Source organism: Streptomyces mobaraensis, assembly GCF_020099395.1.
Taxonomy (GTDB): domain Bacteria; phylum Actinomycetota; class Actinomycetes; order Streptomycetales; family Streptomycetaceae; genus Streptomyces.
Map to the genome: position 1 here is coordinate 6,672,362 of NZ_CP083590.1, position 18,999 is coordinate 6,691,360.

An 18,999-nucleotide genomic window follows, 5' to 3' on the forward strand; every position below is an offset into this window, starting at 1 on the left:
GCCGGGCGGCCGGCTGATGGCGCGCGCGATCGACCTGGACGCGGTCGTCAAGGGCGTCCTCGACGGGAAGCGGGCGGCGATCGCCCGCGCCGTCACCCTCGTCGAGTCCACCCGGGCCGACCACCGGGAACTCGCCCAGCGGATGCTGGTGCAGCTGCTCCCGCACGCGGGCGCGGCGCGGCGGATCGGCGTCACGGGCGTGCCCGGGGTCGGCAAGTCGACGTTCATCGACGCCCTGGGCACCATGCTCACGGGCCTGGGCCACCGGGTCGCCGTGCTCGCCGTCGACCCGTCGTCGACGCGCACGGGCGGCAGCATCCTCGGCGACAAGACGCGCATGGAGCGGCTGGCCGTCGACCCGGCCGCGTTCGTCCGGCCGTCGCCGACGGCGGGCACGCTCGGCGGTGTCGCCAAGGCGACCCGCGAGACCATCGTGGTGATGGAGGCGGCCGGCTACGACGTGGTGCTCGTCGAGACCGTCGGCGTCGGCCAGTCCGAGACGGCCGTCGCCGGCATGGTCGACACCTTCCTGATGCTCACCCTCGCCCGCACCGGCGACCAGCTCCAGGGCATCAAGAAGGGCGTCCTCGAACTGGCCGACCTCGTCGCCGTCAACAAGGCCGACGGCCCGCACGAGCGCGACGCGAAGTCCGCCGCCCGGGAACTCGCCGGTGCGCTCCGGCTGTTGCGCTCCCCCGACGCCGCCTGGAACCCGCCCGTCCTCACCTGCAGCGCCCGCGAGAACACCGGCCTGGACGTGCTCTGGGACCGCCTGGAGCAGCACCGGCGTGTGCTGGAGGCGACGGGCGAGCTGGCCCGGCGGCGGAGTGAGCAGCAGGTGGAGTGGGCCTGGGGCATGGTCCGCGACCAGCTGCTGGGCGAACTGCACGCGCACCCGGGGGTGCGCGCGGTGACGCCGGACGTCGAACGGGGGCTGCGCGACGGCACGTTGACGGCGACACTTGCGGCGGAGCGGATCCTGGGAGTGTTCCGGGGGGAGCGCGGGGGGACGGAAGACGGGCCCGGCGCCGGCTAGGAGCCCGCGGGGGCGCCGGGGTGGAGGTTCAGCGCGCGGACGGGTCCGGGGCGCCGCCCACGTGGGCGCCCCGCATCGGCGCCTGGCGGGCGCTGCCGCGCGGACGGTGACGGGCGCGGCGCCGTGCGGTGGCCGCGGCCGTCGACCGGGCGGCTCCCCCCGGCCTCACCGAGGAGTCCGCAACCCGCTGATCACCATATGGATCAGCAGGTCGAAGCTCTCCTCCAGCCGCTCCGGGAGCCCGAACGCGCCCTCCGCCTCCAGTACGGCGAAGCCGTGGAGCGCGGCCCGCAGGCAGCGGGTCGCGTGCACGGCCGCCGACTCCGCCATGCCGTAGGCGCGGAGCGCCGCGAACACGATGCCGAGCAGGCGCTCCCCGGCCTCGGCCGTCCGGGGCTCGGGGCGCTGTACGAGCACCGCGTACCGGTGCGGGTGGCGCAGCGCCCAGTCCCGCCAGGCGAGCATCAGCGCCCGGATCGCGTCATCCGCCGAGCGGCCGAGCACGGCCCGGCCGACCTCGTCCGTGAGGTCGTCCAGGATCCGCGCCGACATCAGGTCGCGCAGCTCGGCGAGGTTGCGGACGTGCTTGTAGAGCGACGGGGTGGCGACACCGGCTCGGCCCGCGACGGCGGACAGCGTCAGGGCGGCGGGGGAGCCCTCGTCGACGAGCGCCAGGGCGAGGTCGACGACGGCGTCGGGGGACAGGGCGGCCCTAGGCACGGACGCCCTCCCCGAGGCCGAGGAAGGCCAGCACGGCGGCGGTGACGCGGTCGGGGCACTCGACGTGCGGATAGTGCCCGGCGCCCTCGATCATCTCCAACCGCCCGAGACCGGGCGGGAGTTCGGCCACGATGCCCTCCCCCTCGGCCCGCGGGTCGGGCCAGTCCGGATCCAGGGCGCCCTGGACGATCAGCACCGGGCACCGGACGTCGGCGAGCCGGGCCCCGGCGTCGGTGGGCGCGGACATGCCCATCCGGGCCACCGCGGCCATCCGCCCCGGCCTGCGCAACTCCGCCTCCAGGGCGGCGAGCCGGGCGGGTCCGACGGCGGTGGGATGGGCGTGCCGGAGGTACCGCTTCCACAGCCCGACGCTGCGGAACACCGCGGCGCCCAGGAGCAGGGCGAGCCCCTTCCGGTGTCGGGCGTCACGGACCAGCGCGCCGACGTCGACCGGCTGGGCGCGGGTGAACGGCCCGATGCCCACGACGGCACGGACGAGCCCGGGCTCCCCGGCCGCGGCGATCACGGCGGCCCCGCCGGCGAACGAGTGCCCCACGACGACGGCGGGACCCCCCAACCGCCGCACCAGCGCCACCAGATCCCCCGCCACCGCCGTCCGCGACCAGGCCCCCCACCCGGCATCCGACTCCCCGTGCCCCCGCAGATCCACCCGCGCGACCCGATACCCCGCCTCGACCAGCCCGTCGGCCATGGCGCGGTACGCGTGACGGCTGTCGCCCATCCCGTGCGCGAGCACGACGAGCGGTCCTTCGCCGGTGACGTCGTAGGCGATCCGTTTGCCGTGGAGGGTCAGGTAGTCGGTCATGGTTCCCCCGTGCTCGCTTATATCGTTAGCCATGAAGCTAATGTCATTAGCTTTCGTTCGCAAGGGTCCGTCGGTCGCGGGTGCGGTGGAGGCGGCGGAGCCCGGCGGGCGCCGGGATAGCGTGGTGTGCCGAGAATGGGTGGAAAGTCGAAGGAAGGGAGGCTGTTCGTGGGTGATGAGGCGGCGGGGCGGGGTGAGGAGATGGTGGAGGCGTTCAAGGCGCTGGCCAATCCTGTGCGGTTGCAGATCATGCGGTGGCTGAGGGATCCCGACCGGGAGTTCGCGGAGTACGAGCCGATCGCGGACCGGCAGGTCGTCGGCGTGTGTGTCAGCCATATCCAGGCCAAGAGCGGGCTGGCGCAGTCGACCGTCTCCTCCTACATGGCCGCCCTGGAGCGGGCGGGGCTGGTGCGTTCCACTCGGGTGGGCAAGTGGACGCACTACCGGCGGGACGAGGGGCGGTTGCGGCGGTTGGCGGATGCGATCGGTGAGCAGATCTGAGCGCGTCAGAGGTGGGTTGAGGGTCGATCAAACCTATCGACGTATCGGGATATTGCGATACGATCAGCTCTATGGATGCGACGACACCGAGCAAGTCCGCCCTCATCGTGCACGCCCACCCCGAGCCCGGCTCCTTCAGTACGTCCCAAATGCGGGTCGCCGCCGAGGAGTTGCGGCGCTCCGGCCACTCCGTGCGGGTGGTGGACCTCTACGCCGACGGGTGGGCTCCGGTTCTCGACCGGCATGAGTTCGGGCCGGTCGAGGGGCACTTCAAGCCGCAGGCCGAGCAGCGGAAGGCTGTCCGGGAGGGGACCCTGCCCGTCGAGGTGCGGGCCCATCTGGACGCGGTGCTCGACGCCGATCTGCTGGTGCTGTCGTTCCCGCTGTGGTGGTTCTCGGTGCCCGCGATCCTCAAGGGCTGGATCGACCGCGTCTTCGCCATGGGGGCCGTGTTCGGCGGCGACCACGGCGTCTTCGACCGGGGCGCCCTGCGCGGCAAGCGCGCCATGGTCCTCGTGACCACCGGCGGCACGGCGGAGTCCTTCGCCCGGGGTGGCTCGTTCGGGGCGATGGACGATTTCCTGTACCACATCCGGCGCGGGATGCTGGAGTTCGTCGGCTACGAGGTGCTGCCGCCCGTCGTCACCTACGGGCCGGCCCATATGACCGACGCCGACCGCCTCGCCGCGCTGGAAGCCGTCCGGGAGACCTTCGCGGAGACCTTCCCGGTGCTCAAGGACGCCTGCCCGGCGGCGGTTTGAGCCCCTGTGGCGGGCGTCAGTTGTCATCCGTCCACGGGAACTCCCCGTCGTCCCGGAGGTGTTCGGGCCGGGACAGGGCCGCGGTGAAGGCGCGCCAGCAGGCGAGAGGGAAGATCAGGATCGCCCGGCCCGGGTTCTTGCTGTCCCGGATGAGCACCCTGTCGGCGAAACGGTCGGACGCCTCGACGCACTCGCCCCGGCCGGGATCGCTGTGACTGGACCGGCGCCAGGCGGCGGCGCCGCGTGCGGCTGCGGGCGTGCGGGTCACGGTGACTCTCCTTCGCTGACGGCGGCGCCTCGGCGTGCACGGTTGCCAGCCTCCCCGAGGACGCGCCCGCTGGATAGCCCGTCCGTTCGCCCCGCCGTCCGTTCGCCCGCCGCGCGTTCGCCTCCACCGGGCGTGGCAGGCTACGGGACGCCCCGCTGTCCATCGGAGGAGGAGATCCATGTCCACCGCGTCCACCCTCGGGCCCGCCGATCCGGTACCGAGCCACCGGGCCGTCGAGAACCTGATCGCACGGTACGCCGAGCTCGTCGACGACGGGGATTTCGCGGGGCTCGGCCACCTCCTCGCCGACGCGGTCTTCCTCGGCAGCGGTGAGCCGGTCAGCGGCCGGGAAGCCATCGAGAGGATGTTCCGGGACACGGTGATCGTCCACGCCGACGGAACGCCGCGCACCCAGCACGCCGTCACCAACATCGCCGTCGAGGTCGACGAGCGGGCGGGCACGGCGGTCGCGCGCTCGTATGTCACCGTGCTGCAGGCGCCGCCCGGCCTGCCGTTGCGGCCCATCGCCGCCGGCCGGTACCACGACCGCTTCGAGCGGCATGACGGGCGGTGGCGCTTCGCGGAGCGCCGGGTCCGTATCCACCTGGCCGGCGATGTGAGCCGTCACCTGAGGCAGGCCGCGGAATGACGAAGGCGAGGAGACCTCTCCTCGCCACTCTCAACTTATAGCGCACAGGGGGCCTTGCGGCAAGGCCCCGGTCACACCGCAGAATCTCCAGCCGAACCCCGAAGAGCTGCGGAAACGGCGGAATCACGTCCTTCCGTGGCCGGGTGCACAGTGATCTCGTGGAAGTGGGCGTGGGGATGTTCGACGTAATCGTGGTCGGTGGCGGTCCGACCGGTCTGATGCTGGCCGGCGAGCTGCGGCTGCACGGTGTGGACGTGGTCGTGCTGGAGCGGCTGGCCGAGCCGACCAAGGAGTCCCGGGGGCGCGGCCTGCACACGCGCAGCGTCGAGCTGATGGATCAGCGCGGCCTGCTGGAGCGGTTTCTGACGGTCAGTGAGAAGTTTCAGGTCGGCGGCCTCTTCGGCGGCATCGCCAAGCCGTGGCCCAAGGGCCTGGACACGGGCCACCCGTACGGCCTCTCGACCCTGCAGCCGGTCACCGAGCGGCTGCTGGAGGAGCACGCGCGGGAGCTCGGCACCGAGATCCGGCGAGGCCAGGAGGTCGTCGGATTGGAGCAGGACGAGGACGGGGTGACCGTCGAACTCGCCGACGGAACCCGGCTGCGCTCCCGCTACCTCGTCGGCTGCGACGGCGGCCGCAGCACCGTGCGCAAGCTGGCCGGCATCGGTTTCCCCGGCGAGCCCGCGACGGTCGAGACGATGCTGGGCGACATGGAGATCGCCGACGACCCCGAGCAGGTCGCCGCCGTCGTCGCGGAGGTCCGGAAGACGCAGCTGCGGTTCGGGACGGTCCCCAACGGGGATGGGACGTTCCGCGTCATCGTGCCCGCCGCGAGCGTGTCGGAGGAGCGGATCCAGCCGCCGACGCTGGAGGAGTTCAAGGAGCGGCTGCGGGAGGTCGCGGGCACCGACTTCGGCGTGCACTCGCCGCGCTGGCTCTCCCGCTTCGGCGACGCCACCCGGCAGGCCGAGCGCTACCGGGCGGGCCGGGTGCTGCTGGCCGGCGACGCCGCGCACATCCACCCGCCGACCGGTGGCCAGGGCCTCAACCTCGGTGTGCAGGACGCGTTCAACCTCGGCTGGAAGCTGGCCGCCGAGGTCGCCGGCTGGGCGCCCGAGGGCCTGCTGGACACCTACCACGCCGAACGGCACCCGGTGGGCGCCCGCGTCGTGGCCAACACCCGCGCGCAGATCACCCTGCTCGGGACCGGCCCGGGGGCCGTCGCCCTGCGCGAACTCTTCGCCGAACTGTTGGACTTCGAGGAGGTCAACCGGCACGTGACCGCGATGATCACCGGGGTCGGGGTCCGCTACGACTTCGGCCAGGACCACGTCGGCGAGGGGCACCTCGGCGAGGGCCGCGACCTGCTCGGCCGCCGGCTGCGCGACATCCCCCTGAAGGAGAACGGCCGCCTCTACGAGCTGATGCGCGGCGGCCGCGGCCTCCTCCTCGACCAGACCGGCCTCCTCTCGGCGGAGGGCTGGGCGGACCGCGTCGACCACGTCGTCGACGTCAGCGAGGAGCTGGACGCGCCGGCGGTCCTGCTGCGTCCGGACGGCCATGTCGCCTGGGCCGGCGACGACCTGCGGGAGCTGCGGGAGCGCCTGTCCCGGTGGTTCGGCGCCGCGGCCTGAGACGGGCGGTGCCGCCTGAGGCGTACGGTTCCGTCTGAGGCCAGCCCGTCCCAACCGGTACCGGTTCGTGGCCGATCCGTGCTGTTGACAGGGCGGCCGGCGGGGCACTCACGTGACGTGTACTTGTCACGCTAGGAGCCCGTCATGATCCACGGTGTCGACGTCAGCAGCTACCAGAGCGAGAACTACTCCGTCGCCGGCCAGGACTTCGCCTTCGTCAAGGTCACCGAAGGCATGTCCTACACCAACCCCAAGTGGGTGGCGCAGCGGGACCGCGCCCGGGCGGCCGGGCTGGTGGTGGGGTACTACCACTACGTCACACCGGGATCGATGTCCGCGCAGGCGGACCGGTTCCTGGGCAAGATCGCGCTGAGAGCGGGGGACGTCCTCGCCCTCGACTGGGAGGAGTCCGGCGTCTCCTGCGCGGATAAGGACCGCTGGCTCGCCCGGGTGGCCGCGCGGGCACCGGGGCACCGGGTCGTCCTCTACTGCAACCGGGACTTCTGGTTCCACCGGGACACCACCAGCCGCGCCGGGGACGGGCTGTGGATCGCCGACCCCGACCACGCCGCGGGCCGGCCGGGCGTGCAATTCCCGTGGACGTTCCACCAGTACGGCACGTCCGGCGGGATCGACCGCAACGTCGCCCGGTTCGCGGACCGGGCGGCGCTGCGGTCGTGGGCGCGCCGGGAGGAAGAGGCCGCGGACTGATCCCTCAGGCCGCGGCCTCGGCCAGCACCCGCCGCAGGGCGTCCGGGCGTTCGGCCACCGGCCGGTGCTCGACGAGCCGCACCGCGCAGCCGATCGCCGTCGCGCCGCCGTCGGCCGCCGCGCTGTCGCCGACCATCAGGACGTCCTCGGGCCGCCGCCCGATCGCCCGGCAGGCGGTGCGGAAGAGGCGGGCGTCCGGCTTCTGCACGCCGTGCGCGTACGAGAGCACGTACGCGTCCACGTACGCGTGCAGGCCGTGCGCGCGGAACACCGGCCGCGGGTCCCAGCCGATGTTGCTCACGACGGCGACCGGTATGCCGCGCTCCCGCAGCGAGGCGAGGACGCCGGGCGCGTCGGGGTACGGCAGCCACGCGTCGGGCTCCATGTGGCGCGCGTACAGCGCCTCGTACAACCCCTCGTCCGGGAGCGCGACTTCGCGCGCCAGCCCCAGGTAGGCGGTGCGGTGTTCGGCGGCGGAGCGGTCGCGGTGCGCCCATGCGTCCGTGAGGTGCGGGGGAACGGCCGCCGGCGGCGGGCCACCGGGCTGGGCGCCGGCTGCGGCCAGGGCGGCGGCAAGGCGGGTGAGCTCACCGTCGTCCAGGGGCAGGCCGCGGCGGGCGGCGGCGTGGCGCAGCCAGGCGGTGGGGGACTCGATGCGGAAGAGGGTTCCGGAGAAGTCGAAGAGCACACCCGTCACGGTCATGGCGGCAGCCTGCCAGGCGGCCGGGGGGCTCGGAAGCCCCGGGCGGGGCGCGACCCGAGAACGCGCGTGGTCGCGGCGCGGAGAGGGCCGTCGAGACCGATCACCGTCGACCGGCACGCCTGCCGGGGGTGTCATCGAGGTCTCGGCGGGACGGCGCCGGTCCGGCCGGCCGGCCGGACCGGAGTCACCCGTTCGGCGCAGCCTGCATGCGGACGAGGGCGGTGTACCGGACGGTGGGAGAACCGTTGTCCACCCCCCTCTGGAGTTGATCATGGCTACGGATCCCGTCTCGGACGCCATCGACGCGGCCGCGAGCGTCCCCAAGGAAACCATCCAGGCGCTGAAGGGCAACCCGGAGACATCACGGCTCGCGGACGACCTCGTCCACATCTCGAAGTTCACCAGCCACCCGGCCCACGCCTCGCACAACTGGGGAAGCGGCCGCATGACGCCCGACCGCATCAACGCCCCGGAGGAGGACTGAGCAGCCGGAGCCGGGTCGTGCCGATCGACGGCGGAGTCCGGCCGCGGCGGGAGCCGGAGCCGAGGCCCGACCGCCCCGACAACCGCGACGCGTACGCCGCCCGCCGCACCAGGCCCCACCCGGGCCGGAGCGGCGGGCGCCCGTCAGGCCCGAGCGGCCGTCCGTCCGGACGACGCCTTCTGCGGGCCGCCCGGGCGGAGGGGACGCCGGGCCCGGATCCGTCGCCCAAGTGGCCCAAGTGGCCCAAGTGGAGGGAGCGCACGCCGTGAGGACGACCAGCCCCGGGGGCATATCCGAGCGCGGCGGCCGCCCGCGGCGGCGCCGGCCCGCCTGGCCGTCGGCGGTGGCCGCCATCGCCACCGCCACCGCCACCGCCACCGCCGTCGCCCTCGCCGCGGCGGGCTGCTCGGCGGACGGCTCCGCTCCGGCCGGGGCCGCGGGTGCCGGGGAGCCCCCGGCCGCGGTCCGGGTCGACGGGCACACCTACCGGGTGCCGCAGCCCCTGCCCCCGGCCCCGCCCGGCACCCCGGTCGCCGCCACCCGGCACGGCCCGGACCCCCGGACCGGGGCGGCGGAACGCTGGACCGTCCTCCACCACTCCACCGACGCCCACGGCAAGGACATCGCCGTGAGCAGCACCCTCCTCGTCCCCGGGGGCGCCCCGCCGCCGGGCGGCCGGCCCGTCCTCGCCTGGGCGCACGGCACCACCGGCATCGCGGACGCGTGCGCGCCGTCGCAGGCGGCGAACCTCGGATTCAACGTCTACGCCCAGGAGGCGGGCGCCTTCCTGCGCGCCGGCTACGCGGTGGTGGCCACGGACTACCCGGGGCTCGGGACGCCCGGCCCGCACACCTACCTGGTCGGGCCGGACGAGGGCAACGCCGTCGTCGACAGCGTCACCGCGGCGCACCGGCTGCTCCCGGACCTCGCGCCGACGTGGTTCGCCGTCGGGCACTCCCAGGGCGGGCAGGCCGCCCTCTTCGCCGCCCGCGCGGCCGGGCGGGCGCCCGGGACCCGGTTCGGGGGCGCGGTCGCCGTCGCCCCGGCTAGCCATCTCGACGCGATGCTGCCCGGCGTCATCGCCGCCCACCAGCCCGGCAGTCTGGCATTCGCCCTCTACTCGCTGGCCGGACTGAGCGCGACCGACCCCGGCGTCGACCTGGCCCGGCTGCTCGGCCCGTCCGCCACCCGGACCGCGCGCCAGGTCTTCGAGGAGTGCCTGACCGCTCCGCACCCCGCCCTCGCCCGGACCACCACCGAGCGGGCGCTGCCGCTCGACCGCGCCCAACTGGCGGTCGTGGGCGGCAGGATGGCCGCCTACGGCAACCCCGACCGGGCGGCCGTCCACGCCCCCGTCCTGATGGTCCAGGGCGGCGCCGACCAGGACGTGCCCGCCGCCTGGACGGCTCAGGTCGCCCGGAACCTCCGTGCGCTCGGGTCGCCTTCGGTCACCGAGCGGATGTACGCGGGCGCCGGCCACGACGACGTGCTGGGGCGGTCGTTCTGCGACGTGCTCGCGTTTCTCGGCGCGCATGGTGGGGTGTCGGCGAAGGGGTGTGTGCCGTTCCGGGCGGAGGCGGGGTGAACGGGTGGGCGCCTGCGGCGGGCTGTGCCCCGGTCCCGCCCCTTTCCCTTCGACCGTGCCATCCGAAGCATGGCGGACAGCCCTCAAACCATCAGTCCGTCAGCCGCCCCGCCCACCGTGCATCGGTGTGGCGGGTCGCCCGAGGGCTGCGCGAGTACACGGCGCACTGGGGACCCAAGTGAGCGGCAAGCGGCACCGGTCGGTGCCGTACGTGATCCTCCGGCACTGGGCCGGGCCCCGATCCGATCGGCTCGTTCCTACACCGCCGGAGTCGCCCAAGACGACCGCACCGCCCCCGCCGGCCGCTCCGCCGTGGATGGCCCCGTCCGCCCCGATGCCGGAGTCCGTCTCCGGATGTGGCGCTTGCGAGGCGTGAAAGCGCATCGGGGAGCTGGCCACCTGCACCGCCGACCCGGACATGATCGGCGCCACACGGGCTCTCCTCGCGCTGCACCTGGTTCAGTAACACGGACAGACCTGGGACGTGTAGTCCTCTCAGACTCCCGTCTGCCACGCCGACACATCCGATCGTGTTCCCCCACGGCACCTTCCGGCACGGCAGGCGGGGCATCACGCCCGGCCGGCCGTCACTGATCAAGACCGGCCGGACGGATCGGCAAGTGCACTGAATCGACACACAGGAGGTTCGCATGTGGCACACGCTGCGCAACGACGACTGCGACCACGATTGGGTGCAGTGGAGCGGCGCCACGCGCTGCCGTAAGTGCGGCGCAACACAGTAGTAACGCCGAGAGTGGGAAGGGGTGCCCACGCGGTGCCCCTTCCCCGCGCACAAGGGAGAATCAGTGATCGAACGAGTCGGCTGGGACGCACTCCCCGCCGCCCTGCACAACACAGTGGAAGCACACACGGGGCGGGTACTTGCGTCGGAGATCGTTGCCGACGGACTCAACTGCACCGTGGCGCTCGTGCTCACCACGGAACGCGGCGGACACCTGTTCCTCAAGGGCGTCCGCGACGACCAAGCCAAAGCCGTCGCGGCACTCGACTGCGAAGCGCGCGTCAACTCAACGGTGCGGAGTGTCAGTCCAGCGATCCAGCACTCCTTCCGCAGTGCGGGATGGGGCTGCCTGGCGTTCACGTACGTTGCGGGTCGGCACGCCGACCTGAGCCCGGGAACGAGCGATCTACCGGCAGTGACACGCGCTCTGGAGCGCATGCAAGCGTTCAGCGGTTCCGCCGTGCCCGTACCGTCCCTGGCCGACCGATTCGCGTCGTATCTGCTGCCTGGCGAGGCCGAATTGCTGACTGGAAGCGCCTTGCTCCACACGGACACCAACCCGCACAACATCCTTATCGCCGACCACGACGGCGCCGCCTATGTCGTGGACTGGGCCATGCCGGTGGCAGGACCCGCATGGGTGGATCCGGCATGTACAGCCGTACGCCTCATGGAGTCCGGATGCGCCCCGGCTGACGCGCTGGAATGGCTCAACGGGTTCACCAGTTGGCGGAACGCGGACCCGAAGTCCGTAGCAATCTTCGTGGACGTCACGTGCCGACGGTGGACAGCGAAGCTGGGCCACGCCGCGCAGCGGAGCAACGCCAGATATCGGCACCTACTCGACTAAGTAGAGTGGAAAGGATCCGGTCTGGAACCATAGGCCACCAGCACCGTATAGGGACCTGCCCCGACCGTCCTCCGCACGGGCGTGTGCACCGTGTGCCGCGACGACTGGAACGTCCGGCCGGACGGGAGGCACCAGTCCGCACCGCCGGATCGCGTGGGCCGCCTACGGCAGTCTCCGCGTCCGCGCTGTCGAACTCGCAGAGACCGGGATTCACCGATTCTCGGGGGCGCCCCCGGAACCGCGCTCCCCGCGGTCGTCCTCAAGCTCCCTCGGACGGGCTGCTCGGGGCCCACTCCGCCACCCGCCGCCCCACCCGCCGCGCGTGTTCCTCCAGCGCGCCGGCCGGATCGTCGGCGAAGAGGTGGAGGGCGGTGGCCGCGGTGATGATGACGTCGCAGAGTTCCGCGGCCACGTCCGACCGGTCGTGGGTGACGCCCTTGCGCGGGTTCTGGCCCGTCATGCCGAGGTACGCCTGGACCACCTCGCCCACCTCCTCGCCGAGCTTGAGCAGCCGCAGCGCGGTCTCGTGCGCACCCGTGCCGTTGGCGGCGTCCAGAGCGGCGGCGGACCGGCGGGCCGTGGTCCAGAGGGCGGGTTCGCTGTCGGGGGCGGCTGTCACGGGCGACCTCTCTCGGCTCGCGGCGGCGGATGTCTCACCGGCGCGGGCCGGTGCCTTCGTCGACGAGATCCTGCCGCATCAGCTCCTGGAGCGCCGACAACGCCTCGTTGTAGGCGAATTTGCCGTCCACGTACGCGGAGTCGGTCTCGCCCGCGCCCTCGATGACGCGGTCCCGGAAGTCGCGGAGGCGGCGGAACGCCTCGTCGGACGCCCGGACGACGTCGGAGGGGGCGGTGATGGCCATCTGGTACCGCAGCCGGATGCAGGGCGCGAACGCCTCCCGGGCGGTGGTGAACCGGTCCGCCGGGTCCATGGCCGTGTTCCGCGCCAGGACGGCCCCGGCGGAGCGTGCCTCCGCCAGCCCCGCCAGGTACTCGGCGTACAGCGCGCGCCGCACCGCCACGTCGCGCTCCCCGCGCTCGCGCCGCCAGCGCCGGCGTTCCAACAGGGCGCCCGAGGCGGTCGCGATGACCGCGCCCAGCGCCGTTCCGGCAAGACTCGTCCATTCCATGGACGGAACGTTAGTGCGGCTCGTCGGCGTGTACTCCGCCGTCCCACTTCCGCCTCATGGGACGCGGCGACAGCGCAGGTCACGGGCTGGGACGTCCCATGAACACCCGCTTTCCCGGCAGTCCCTGGCGGGTCGGCGAGGCCGGCCGCCAGAGTCGGTGGTGTCAACAGGCGGTGCGGGACCCCTCCGCGTCGCCGTCCCGCACCACGGGGGAAGGAACCCGAATGACCCACGTACGCAAGCGCGTCGTCCTGACGGCCGCGACCGCCGTCCTCGGCGGCGTCCTCACCGCGACCCCGTCCATGGCCGCGCCCGCCGGCGCCGACGGGGACGCGGCGCTGAAGACCACCTTTGTGCACGTCTGGGGCCCGGCGAAGATCTCGGCCGACTACCTCAACGCGCACGGCAAGCAGTGGCAGTCGCAGAACTACACCATGCCCCGGCCCGCCAACACGGCCCGGGTCAAGCTCCAGTGCTGGAACAACGGCGACGGTGGCAAGGCCCAGGTCCAGATCAAGGACATGACGCTCAACCAGGTCCTGGCCGGCAGCGGCTTCCAGCCGTGCGACTGGAAGCCTCACTACGCCCAGTCCAACTACTACACGGGCCATCAGATCCGGGTGCTGCTGAAGGTCAAGGGCAAGGCGCACACCGTCGACGTCACCGCGGAGCGCGGGTACTGATCCCCGGGGTGCCGGCCGGCCCTCCCCCGGGAGGGCCGGCCGGTCCGTTCCTCCGCGTGCGCCCTACCCCAGCTCCAGGCTCGTCACCGCGAACGCCCGCTCCGCCGGCGTTCCCGGGACCGGGCCCGCGTACATCCGGATGGAGTGCCAGTCCGTGGTCAGGCCGCGGCCCTCGGCGAGGGCGGTGGCCACCGTGTTCGGTTCGGGCATGTCGAGGCAGACCTCCTCGTCGGGGCCGAGGTGCGCGGTGAGGGCGTCGAAGAGGGCCTCGGCGTCCTCGCGGGTGTCGGCGAAGAGGGGGCCGACGCGGTGGCCGTCCTGGGAGGGGCGGATCAGGCCGTAGCCGGTGACCCGGCCGTCGCGCAGCAGCACCCGGGCGACGCGGCCGGGGCCGTCGAGCCAGCGGGCGAGGAAGGCGCGCCGCTCGGCGGGGAAGAAGCCCCGGTCATAGGCGGCGACGGCGTCGAGGCGGTCCGGGGTGACGGGGTGGACGCCGGCCGCCGTGGTGCCGCTCCTGGCCGGGCGGCCGGTCCAGCGCAGGGTGCGGTAGGCGGGGACGAAACCGGAGCGCTTGTACGTCTCCTCCTGCTCCGGCACCGCGTCGAGGCCTACCGTCCGGGTGCCCGCGTGCGGGAAGGCCGCGCGCCAGGTGGCCAGGCCGAGACCGCGGCCGCGCTGGTCCGGGGCCACCAGGTAGAAGCCCAGGAAGGCGTAGTCCGGACCGTGGTTGACGACCGATATGGCGGTGACGATCCGTCCGTCGAGCCGGCCGGTGAAGAAGCCCTCCGGGTCGGTGGGGAGGAAGCGGTCGGCGTCGCCGTGGCCGGGGTTCCACCCCTCCTCGGTGGCCCACGCCACGACCTGCCGCCAGTCCTCGGCCGAGGCGGTGGTGACGGTGAGTTCGGCTGCGTCGATGGGGTGCATGGTGCTGGAGTTCCTTCCGGTGTGTGCGTCGGGTGGTGCGGGCGTCAGATGAGGTCCATCGCCGCCACCTCGTCCGGACTGCCGTAGCTGACCGGCCCCTTGAAGCGCCGCCGCGCGGACGCGAACCACCACACCGTGGCGATCAGCAGGACCACACCCAGCGCGATCGGCGCGTAGTTGAAGGACTCGGCGGTGATCGGGGACGCCTGCGGCAGCATGAAGAGCAGGTTACTGATCACGATCCAGGCGACGGCGACGAAGGCCACCGGCCGTCCGAACCGGCCGAGGTGCCACGGGCCGGGCTCGAAGTCCTTCAGCCGCAGCCGCAGGAAGATGGGCACGCCGTAGGCGAGGAAGAGGCCCACGACGTTGACGCTGACGACGGCCGTGAACGCGACGTGCGACCACCAGCCGGGGATGACGAGCACCAGGGCGCAGGCCGCCGCCAGCCACACGGCCTTGACGGGCGTGCGGGTGCGGTCCGAGACGGAGTGCCACAGCCGGGAGCCGGGCATCGCGCCGTCGCGCGAGAAGGCGAAGATCTGCCGGGTGTTGCTGGTCATGTTGGCGAGCCCGCAGAAGAGCATCGCGCCGATGACGAGCAGCAGGAGCAGCTTGGCCGTGGTCAGCCCGAGCGCGTCGATGAGGATCTGCACCGGCGGGGCGGAGGCGGCGGCCTCGGAGGCGTAGTCGCGGACGGCGTACACCAGGGCGAGCACCAGGACGAGGCCGGTGAGGGCGGAGCAGGCGATGGCCCGGATGATGCCGCGGGGCGCGTTCACCGTGGCCCGGACGGTCTCCTCCGACATGTGGAAGCTGCCGTCGAACCCGGTGAACGTCCAACTGGTCACCAGCAGGCCCAGCATTCCGGCGTAGACCGCGTTGGAGAAGCCGGTGTTGTTGACGAAGTGGGTGGCGAACGAGGCCGACTGGTGCTCGGACGGCACGGTGATCAGGCAGGTGACGATGACGACCAGGCCGATCAGCAGCCACCACACGGAGATCCGGTTGACGATGGCGACCAGCCGCACGGTGTAGGTGTTGGCCAGCGCCTGGATCAGCAGGATGACGGCGGTGATGCCGACGGTCTGCTGGGCCGTCGGCTCGTACGACGGCCATTGCAGGGCGACGAACGACTGGATGAAGGTGGCGGCGGCGAAGTCGGTGGCGGCGGTGCCGCCGACCTGCCCGATGAAGTTGAGCCAGCCCGTGTACCAGGACCAGGCGCCCTTGTGCCGCTTGGCGAGCTTGCCCGCGGAGAAGTAGAGCGCGCCGCTGGTCGGGTAGGCGGAGGCGATCTCGGCCATCGAGGCGCCGACGAACAGCACCATGACCGAGACGCCGATCCAGCCGAAGACCAGGATCCGGGGGCCGCCGGCGTTCATTCCGAAGCCGAAGGAGGAGAAGATCCCGGAGAGGATGTTGATGATGGTGAAGGAGATGGCGAAATTGTCGAACGCCCGGAACCTGCGCGTGAGTTTGCGCGGGTAGCCCATGGCGTGCAGCGTCGCGTCGTCGTCCATCGCGACGTGGGCGGCCTGCCGGTGGGCTCGGGCGTGAGCGGGGGAGAGGGACTCCGACACGGACAGCGGCTTTCTGCGAGGGGACGGGGGACGGGGCCGGACGCCGGGCGGCTCACGCGACGTCCGATGGTGCGGGCGGTGCGGGCGGTACTGAGATGGCGCGAAATCGCGGCCCGGCAGCCCGTCAGGGCGAGCCGGGCGCCGGCAGTCCGCACCGCCGGCGGGCCTTGCTGAGCTGTTCCTCCGGGCTGCCGAAGACGCTCCACGGCATGCGGGACGCGTACGGGCCCATGGTGGTGAAGACCGTGCGGGCCTCGTCGAGGCAGCCCGCCATGGAGAGCGCGTGCGCCAGGTAGGCGAGGTCGAGGACGGGCGTGAACCGGTACCCGGGCACCTCGGGCAGCCACCGCGCGTAGACCTCCAGCGCGAGCGTCCGCCAGCGGTGCTGGCCCCAGGCGCGGTCCGCGAACGGGTCGGCGCGCGGGTCGTAGTCCTCCACCAGCGTCACCAACGGCAGCAGCCGCAGCGGGGAGTTGGCGGGGGCGCGGTTGGCCAGGAACTCGGCCACGTCCCAGCGGGCGCTCGCCGAGCCGCCGTGCCGGGCGAAGTAGAAGGAGAGGAAGCGGTGGTGCGCCTCCCGGTTCCACGGGTCCAGCGCCAGGGCCCGGGAGAACAGCGACCACGGGCCGGACGGCGCGGTGAGCATCCCCGGGGGAGCGGGGTCGCGGACCCGCCCGGTGCGGGCCAGCGCCAGCCGGGCCACCCAGGGGGTGGGGTCCTTGGGTGCCATCTGCGCGGCCTGGTCGCAGGCCGCCTCGGCGATCCGGAGCAGGGACGCGGTCCTGCGGTCCCGGATGTCGGCCATCCGCAACGCCCGCAACATCGCCACCCGGGCCCACAACAGGGCGGAGTCCGGGCCCGGTTCCTCGGCCAGCCAGCGCTCCGCGAAGTCCGAGTCGGCCGCCATGGAGGCGAGGACGAGCGATCGGTGCGCCCGCGTCGCGAAGTCGTCCCGGACGTCCTGCAGGACCGCGTGGGCGCTGTGGTACCGGCCCGCCTGCACCTCGACGCACGCCTGGGCCAACTCGTGGTCGTCGGCGGCCGGATGCCATACGTACCGACCTTCGAACGAGCCAGCGACCATGCTCACCTGCCACCCTGTCGCACCATCGGGACGCGTCCCGCCGGGACGCACCGCACCGGATCCGCACCGCACCGGAGTCGCGCAACTCGCCCGAGCCGGACGGCATCCGGACCCGGCGCGTGGTCGGACGCTCACCGGCCGTGAACCCCACCCTACTCAGGACGGCCGCTTCCCGAGAGGCATCCGGACGATCCAATCCCGCATACTTTCGATTTTTGTCACCTCCGACAGCTGGCGGAGGGTAACCGGAGCGAAACCTTCCGTAAGACTTTACGTTGGTCCGATGCACGAAACCCCCCCTGTGGAACGCCATTACCGGCGAAGGGGAAGAGAGCGCGCCACCGCGACGCCTCCCCGTGCGGCACGGCGGACTCGGCAGCGGCCCGCCGGGCCCGGTACATGATCAAAACGACCGGAGGGACCACCAGTTCCGTGAACCCACATCACACGGCCGACCTGTTGAACGCGGCGGTCTTCGCACGCGTCTTCGGCAGTGACGCCCTCGCCCTGCTGCGCCGCGCCGCCGCCGCCGGTGTCCGCATCGGCATCAGCGAACTGCGCCGCGGCCCCCGCGGGCGGCGGGGAGGCGAGAGGTGACGGCACCCTCCCGAGCGAGTACGTTTCCCGTGACCGGACTGCCCGCCGACTACCGGGCGTTCCACCAGCTCTACCGCGCCGCCTACGTGCACTGGGCCGAGCTCTACCTCGGCAACCGCCACGACGCGGAGGAGGCCGTCGACCAGGCCTTCGAGGACCTGTACTTCACCTGGGCCGAGGTCCTCAGAACCGAGAACCCCAACGCGTACGCCTGGGCCGTGGTCAGACACCGGACCATCGACTGCGCCCGCGCGCGCGGCCGCCGCCCCACCGTCATCGACACCGCGGCCTTCGAGACCAGCGCCCTGCGGCACGCCGTCGACCCCATCGGCGAACTGGAGCAGAGCCTGTCCGTCTACAAGGCGATCTGCGCCCTGCCGGCGCGCCAGCACGACGTCATCGTCCTGCACTACTGCCTCGGCTACAGCGTCCGGGAGACCGCCGACATCATGGGCATCACCGAGGGCGGGGTGCGCTCCACCGCCCGGCACGCCCGCCACCGCCTGCACGACGCGCTCGGACTGGAGAGAGAAGAGGAGCACCGGTGACCGGAACACTCGACCACGTGCTGGCCAAGGCCCGGCTCGACCCGCGCCCCTACCCGAGCGCGGAGGTCGACCGTGCCGAGGCCCGGCTCGCCGTCCGGCTCACCGAGCGCATGTGGCACGGCGCCCTGTACTTCGACGACCAGATGGAACCGGCGCGCACCGCCGCCGTCCGCGCCGCCCACCGCAACTACCTGCCCCACCGCGCCTTCTACCGCCGGCTCCGCAGCCTCTGCAAGACCGTCGTCGCCCACGATCTCCACAAGCTCGGCGCCCTCCTCGCCGACCGCCTCCTCGAACCCGAGGGCGCCCTCGTCCTCGGCTGCGTCCTCCAGCTCGCCGACCGCGAGGACAGCGCCCGCTTCTGGTGGCAGTTCGGCGCCGGCGCCGACGACACCGGCGCCGCGTGCTGCCTGTACCTGCACCACATGGCGCTCGGTGAGCGGCGGGAGGCGGAGCTCTGGCGTCGGCAGGCGGGGCTGGAGGCGCTGATGCCGGAGACTCCGGAGGAGATCGACCGCAACGATCTCAACATGGCGCTGCAGATGCTGGACGGGCTGCGGGAGGGGGAGGGGTTCTCGCCCGCGGCGACGGCGGTGATCGCGTATGTGCCGGACGCGCTCGGCTTCGTCGAGGAGGTCGATCTGCCGCTGCCGCAGCCGGATTTCCCGGAGCGGATCGGGGAATTGACGGCGGCCTGCTGAGCCCCGCGCCCCCAAGGTCAAGGCGGTGACGGCCGGGCAGCCGATCAGTGGAAGTGGTCAGCCCCGGTGGACGGAGTTCACGCCGGCGAGCGGTTTCGCGGCGGTTTCCGGTGACTGGCGTGGGCCTTCCTGCCGACCGTGGTGAGACGGATGTGCGGGTGCGCGACAGGAGTTTGGGCGCGAGGCGCTGAATTCCGGTCGGCCGTTTTGACCGTCCGCTCATCACACCGGTACCTCTCGTGGCCCCGGCGGGGTGTCCTCGCCGGTCACGACAGGAGT

At 72.8% G+C, this 18,999-nt stretch carries 22 protein-coding genes; 13 read left to right on the plus strand and 9 right to left on the minus strand.

The genetic code is table 11. The annotated features are described in order from the left end of the window. The first annotated feature begins 16 nt into the window (after positions 1-16). Positions 17-1,036 carry a methylmalonyl Co-A mutase-associated GTPase MeaB gene (meaB, locus tag K7I03_RS29645; protein ID WP_185940801.1) on the plus strand — a complete coding sequence of 340 codons (1,020 nt, stop codon included), beginning with the start codon at positions 17-19 and terminating at the stop codon, positions 1,034-1,036. 165 nt (positions 1,037-1,201) lie between these two features. Here meaB and K7I03_RS29650 read toward each other — a convergent pair whose 3' ends face one another. Beyond that, a complete protein-coding gene (locus K7I03_RS29650; protein ID WP_185940802.1) occupies positions 1,202-1,756 on the minus strand; it encodes a TetR/AcrR family transcriptional regulator in 555 nt (184 codons plus the stop codon). Beyond that, positions 1,749-2,582 carry an alpha/beta fold hydrolase gene (locus K7I03_RS29655; RefSeq protein WP_185941041.1) on the minus strand — a complete coding sequence of 278 codons (834 nt, stop codon included), beginning with the start codon at positions 2,580-2,582 and terminating at the stop codon, positions 1,749-1,751. Before K7I03_RS29655 ends, K7I03_RS29650 begins: the two co-directional genes overlap by 8 nt. 201 nt (positions 2,583-2,783) lie before the next feature. On the opposite strand from K7I03_RS29655, the gene K7I03_RS29660 reads away from it, so the two are divergent. Together K7I03_RS29660 and K7I03_RS29665 are read left to right on the plus strand one after the other, a co-directional pair. Then, the gene (locus K7I03_RS29660) at positions 2,784-3,083 is read left to right on the plus strand and encodes an ArsR/SmtB family transcription factor (RefSeq protein WP_185941042.1); all 300 of its coding nucleotides are present in this window, start codon (positions 2,784-2,786) and stop codon (positions 3,081-3,083) included. A 71-nt stretch (positions 3,084-3,154) separates the two neighbouring features. After that, complete coding sequence (locus K7I03_RS29665; RefSeq protein ID WP_185940803.1) at positions 3,155-3,844, plus strand: NAD(P)H-dependent oxidoreductase; 690 nt, start codon at positions 3,155-3,157, stop codon at positions 3,842-3,844. Between the two features lie 16 nt (positions 3,845-3,860). Here K7I03_RS29665 and K7I03_RS29670 read toward each other — a convergent pair whose 3' ends face one another. Then, complete coding sequence (locus K7I03_RS29670) at positions 3,861-4,112, minus strand: DUF397 domain-containing protein (protein ID WP_224347279.1); 252 nt, start codon at positions 4,110-4,112, stop codon at positions 3,861-3,863. Positions 4,113-4,290: 178 nt separating this feature from the next. Here K7I03_RS29670 and K7I03_RS29675 point away from each other — a divergent pair, with 178 nt between their 5' ends. The 3 genes from K7I03_RS29675 to K7I03_RS29685 all read left to right on the plus strand — a co-directional run bounded on the left by K7I03_RS29675 (position 4,291) and on the right by K7I03_RS29685 (position 7,106). Continuing rightward, positions 4,291-4,761, plus strand: a complete 471-nt coding sequence (locus tag K7I03_RS29675; RefSeq protein ID WP_185940805.1) for a nuclear transport factor 2 family protein — start codon at positions 4,291-4,293, stop codon at positions 4,759-4,761. 176 nt (positions 4,762-4,937) lie between these two features. Further along, the gene (gene rox, locus K7I03_RS29680; RefSeq protein WP_185940806.1) at positions 4,938-6,395 is read left to right on the plus strand and encodes a rifampin monooxygenase; all 1,458 of its coding nucleotides are present in this window, start codon (positions 4,938-4,940) and stop codon (positions 6,393-6,395) included. Between the two features lie 144 nt (positions 6,396-6,539). Continuing rightward, on the plus strand, positions 6,540-7,106 hold the full coding sequence (locus K7I03_RS29685) for a glycoside hydrolase family 25 protein (protein WP_185940807.1): 567 nt from the start codon (positions 6,540-6,542) through the stop codon (positions 7,104-7,106). Positions 7,107-7,110: 4 nt separating this feature from the next. On the opposite strand, the gene K7I03_RS29690 is transcribed toward K7I03_RS29685, so the two are convergent. Beyond that, positions 7,111-7,809 (minus strand): HAD family hydrolase, encoded by a 699-nt coding sequence (locus K7I03_RS29690; protein ID WP_185940808.1) that lies wholly within the window; start codon positions 7,807-7,809, stop codon positions 7,111-7,113. A 271-nt stretch (positions 7,810-8,080) separates the two neighbouring features. On the opposite strand from K7I03_RS29690, the gene K7I03_RS29695 reads away from it, so the two are divergent. From K7I03_RS29695 to K7I03_RS29705, 3 genes are all read left to right on the plus strand, one after another. Beyond that, positions 8,081-8,293 (plus strand): hypothetical protein, encoded by a 213-nt coding sequence (locus tag K7I03_RS29695; RefSeq protein WP_185940809.1) that lies wholly within the window; start codon positions 8,081-8,083, stop codon positions 8,291-8,293. A gap of 265 nt (positions 8,294-8,558) precedes the next feature. Then, on the plus strand, positions 8,559-9,878 hold the full coding sequence (locus K7I03_RS29700; RefSeq protein ID WP_224347280.1) for an alpha/beta fold hydrolase: 1,320 nt from the start codon (positions 8,559-8,561) through the stop codon (positions 9,876-9,878). Between the two features lie 806 nt (positions 9,879-10,684). Continuing rightward, on the plus strand, positions 10,685-11,470 hold the full coding sequence (locus K7I03_RS29705) for a phosphotransferase (RefSeq protein WP_185940810.1): 786 nt from the start codon (positions 10,685-10,687) through the stop codon (positions 11,468-11,470). A 259-nt stretch (positions 11,471-11,729) separates the two neighbouring features. On the opposite strand, the gene K7I03_RS29710 is transcribed toward K7I03_RS29705, so the two are convergent. Continuing rightward, positions 11,730-12,089: a MazG-like family protein gene (locus tag K7I03_RS29710; RefSeq protein ID WP_185940811.1), complete on the minus strand. Its 360-nt coding sequence runs from the start codon at positions 12,087-12,089 to the stop codon at positions 11,730-11,732. A gap of 34 nt (positions 12,090-12,123) precedes the next feature. Next, entirely contained in the window at positions 12,124-12,600 is a 477-nt protein-coding gene (locus tag K7I03_RS29715) for a hypothetical protein (protein ID WP_185940812.1), read from the minus strand. 224 nt (positions 12,601-12,824) lie between these two features. On the opposite strand from K7I03_RS29715, the gene K7I03_RS29720 reads away from it, so the two are divergent. Next, positions 12,825-13,283, plus strand: coding sequence for a hypothetical protein (locus K7I03_RS29720; RefSeq protein ID WP_185940813.1), 459 nt, complete (start codon positions 12,825-12,827; stop codon positions 13,281-13,283). Positions 13,284-13,346: 63 nt separating this feature from the next. Here the strand turns inward: K7I03_RS29720 and K7I03_RS29725 are convergent, their stop codons facing one another. The 3 genes from K7I03_RS29725 to K7I03_RS29735 form a co-directional block, all read right to left on the minus strand. Further along, positions 13,347-14,207: a GNAT family N-acetyltransferase gene (locus K7I03_RS29725; RefSeq protein ID WP_185940814.1), complete on the minus strand. Its 861-nt coding sequence runs from the start codon at positions 14,205-14,207 to the stop codon at positions 13,347-13,349. A 44-nt stretch (positions 14,208-14,251) separates the two neighbouring features. Next, the gene (locus K7I03_RS29730; protein WP_185941044.1) at positions 14,252-15,703 is read right to left on the minus strand and encodes an amino acid permease; all 1,452 of its coding nucleotides are present in this window, start codon (positions 15,701-15,703) and stop codon (positions 14,252-14,254) included. 211 nt (positions 15,704-15,914) lie between these two features. Beyond that, complete coding sequence (locus tag K7I03_RS29735; protein WP_185941045.1) at positions 15,915-16,874, minus strand: serine/threonine-protein kinase; 960 nt, start codon at positions 16,872-16,874, stop codon at positions 15,915-15,917. Positions 16,875-17,306: 432 nt separating this feature from the next. On the opposite strand from K7I03_RS29735, the gene K7I03_RS29740 reads away from it, so the two are divergent. From K7I03_RS29740 to K7I03_RS29750, 3 genes are read left to right on the plus strand one after another with little or no spacing between them, the layout of a single operon-like run. After that, positions 17,307-17,471 (plus strand): hypothetical protein, encoded by a 165-nt coding sequence (locus tag K7I03_RS29740; RefSeq protein ID WP_185940815.1) that lies wholly within the window; start codon positions 17,307-17,309, stop codon positions 17,469-17,471. A gap of 29 nt (positions 17,472-17,500) precedes the next feature. Continuing rightward, on the plus strand, positions 17,501-18,019 hold the full coding sequence (locus K7I03_RS29745; protein WP_185940816.1) for an RNA polymerase sigma factor: 519 nt from the start codon (positions 17,501-17,503) through the stop codon (positions 18,017-18,019). Further along, complete coding sequence (locus tag K7I03_RS29750; RefSeq protein ID WP_185940817.1) at positions 18,016-18,720, plus strand: hypothetical protein; 705 nt, start codon at positions 18,016-18,018, stop codon at positions 18,718-18,720. The genes K7I03_RS29745 and K7I03_RS29750 overlap by 4 nt, the downstream gene beginning before the upstream one ends. Positions 18,721-18,999 lie beyond the last annotated feature (279 nt).

Excerpts from the sequence above, each read along its gene's own strand:
- meaB (WP_185940801.1), top strand. The coding sequence starts at position 17 with ATGGCGCGCGCGATCGACCTGGACGCGGTCGTCAAGGGCGTCCTCGAC.
- K7I03_RS29655 (WP_185941041.1), bottom strand. The coding sequence starts at position 2,582 with ATGACCGACTACCTGACCCTCCACGGCAAACGGATCGCCTACGACGTC.
- K7I03_RS29660 (WP_185941042.1), top strand. The coding sequence starts at position 2,784 with ATGGTGGAGGCGTTCAAGGCGCTGGCCAATCCTGTGCGGTTGCAGATC.
- K7I03_RS29665 (WP_185940803.1), top strand. The coding sequence starts at position 3,155 with ATGGATGCGACGACACCGAGCAAGTCCGCCCTCATCGTGCACGCCCAC.
- K7I03_RS29675 (WP_185940805.1), top strand. The coding sequence starts at position 4,291 with ATGTCCACCGCGTCCACCCTCGGGCCCGCCGATCCGGTACCGAGCCAC.
- rox (WP_185940806.1), top strand. The coding sequence starts at position 4,938 with ATGTTCGACGTAATCGTGGTCGGTGGCGGTCCGACCGGTCTGATGCTG.
- K7I03_RS29685 (WP_185940807.1), top strand. The coding sequence starts at position 6,540 with ATGATCCACGGTGTCGACGTCAGCAGCTACCAGAGCGAGAACTACTCC.
- K7I03_RS29690 (WP_185940808.1), bottom strand. The coding sequence starts at position 7,809 with ATGACCGTGACGGGTGTGCTCTTCGACTTCTCCGGAACCCTCTTCCGC.
- K7I03_RS29695 (WP_185940809.1), top strand. The coding sequence starts at position 8,081 with ATGGCTACGGATCCCGTCTCGGACGCCATCGACGCGGCCGCGAGCGTC.
- K7I03_RS29715 (WP_185940812.1), bottom strand. The coding sequence starts at position 12,600 with ATGGAATGGACGAGTCTTGCCGGAACGGCGCTGGGCGCGGTCATCGCG.
- K7I03_RS29720 (WP_185940813.1), top strand. The coding sequence starts at position 12,825 with ATGACCCACGTACGCAAGCGCGTCGTCCTGACGGCCGCGACCGCCGTC.
- K7I03_RS29725 (WP_185940814.1), bottom strand. The coding sequence starts at position 14,207 with ATGCACCCCATCGACGCAGCCGAACTCACCGTCACCACCGCCTCGGCC.
- K7I03_RS29730 (WP_185941044.1), bottom strand. The coding sequence starts at position 15,703 with ATGGGCTACCCGCGCAAACTCACGCGCAGGTTCCGGGCGTTCGACAAT.
- K7I03_RS29735 (WP_185941045.1), bottom strand. The coding sequence starts at position 16,874 with ATGGTCGCTGGCTCGTTCGAAGGTCGGTACGTATGGCATCCGGCCGCC.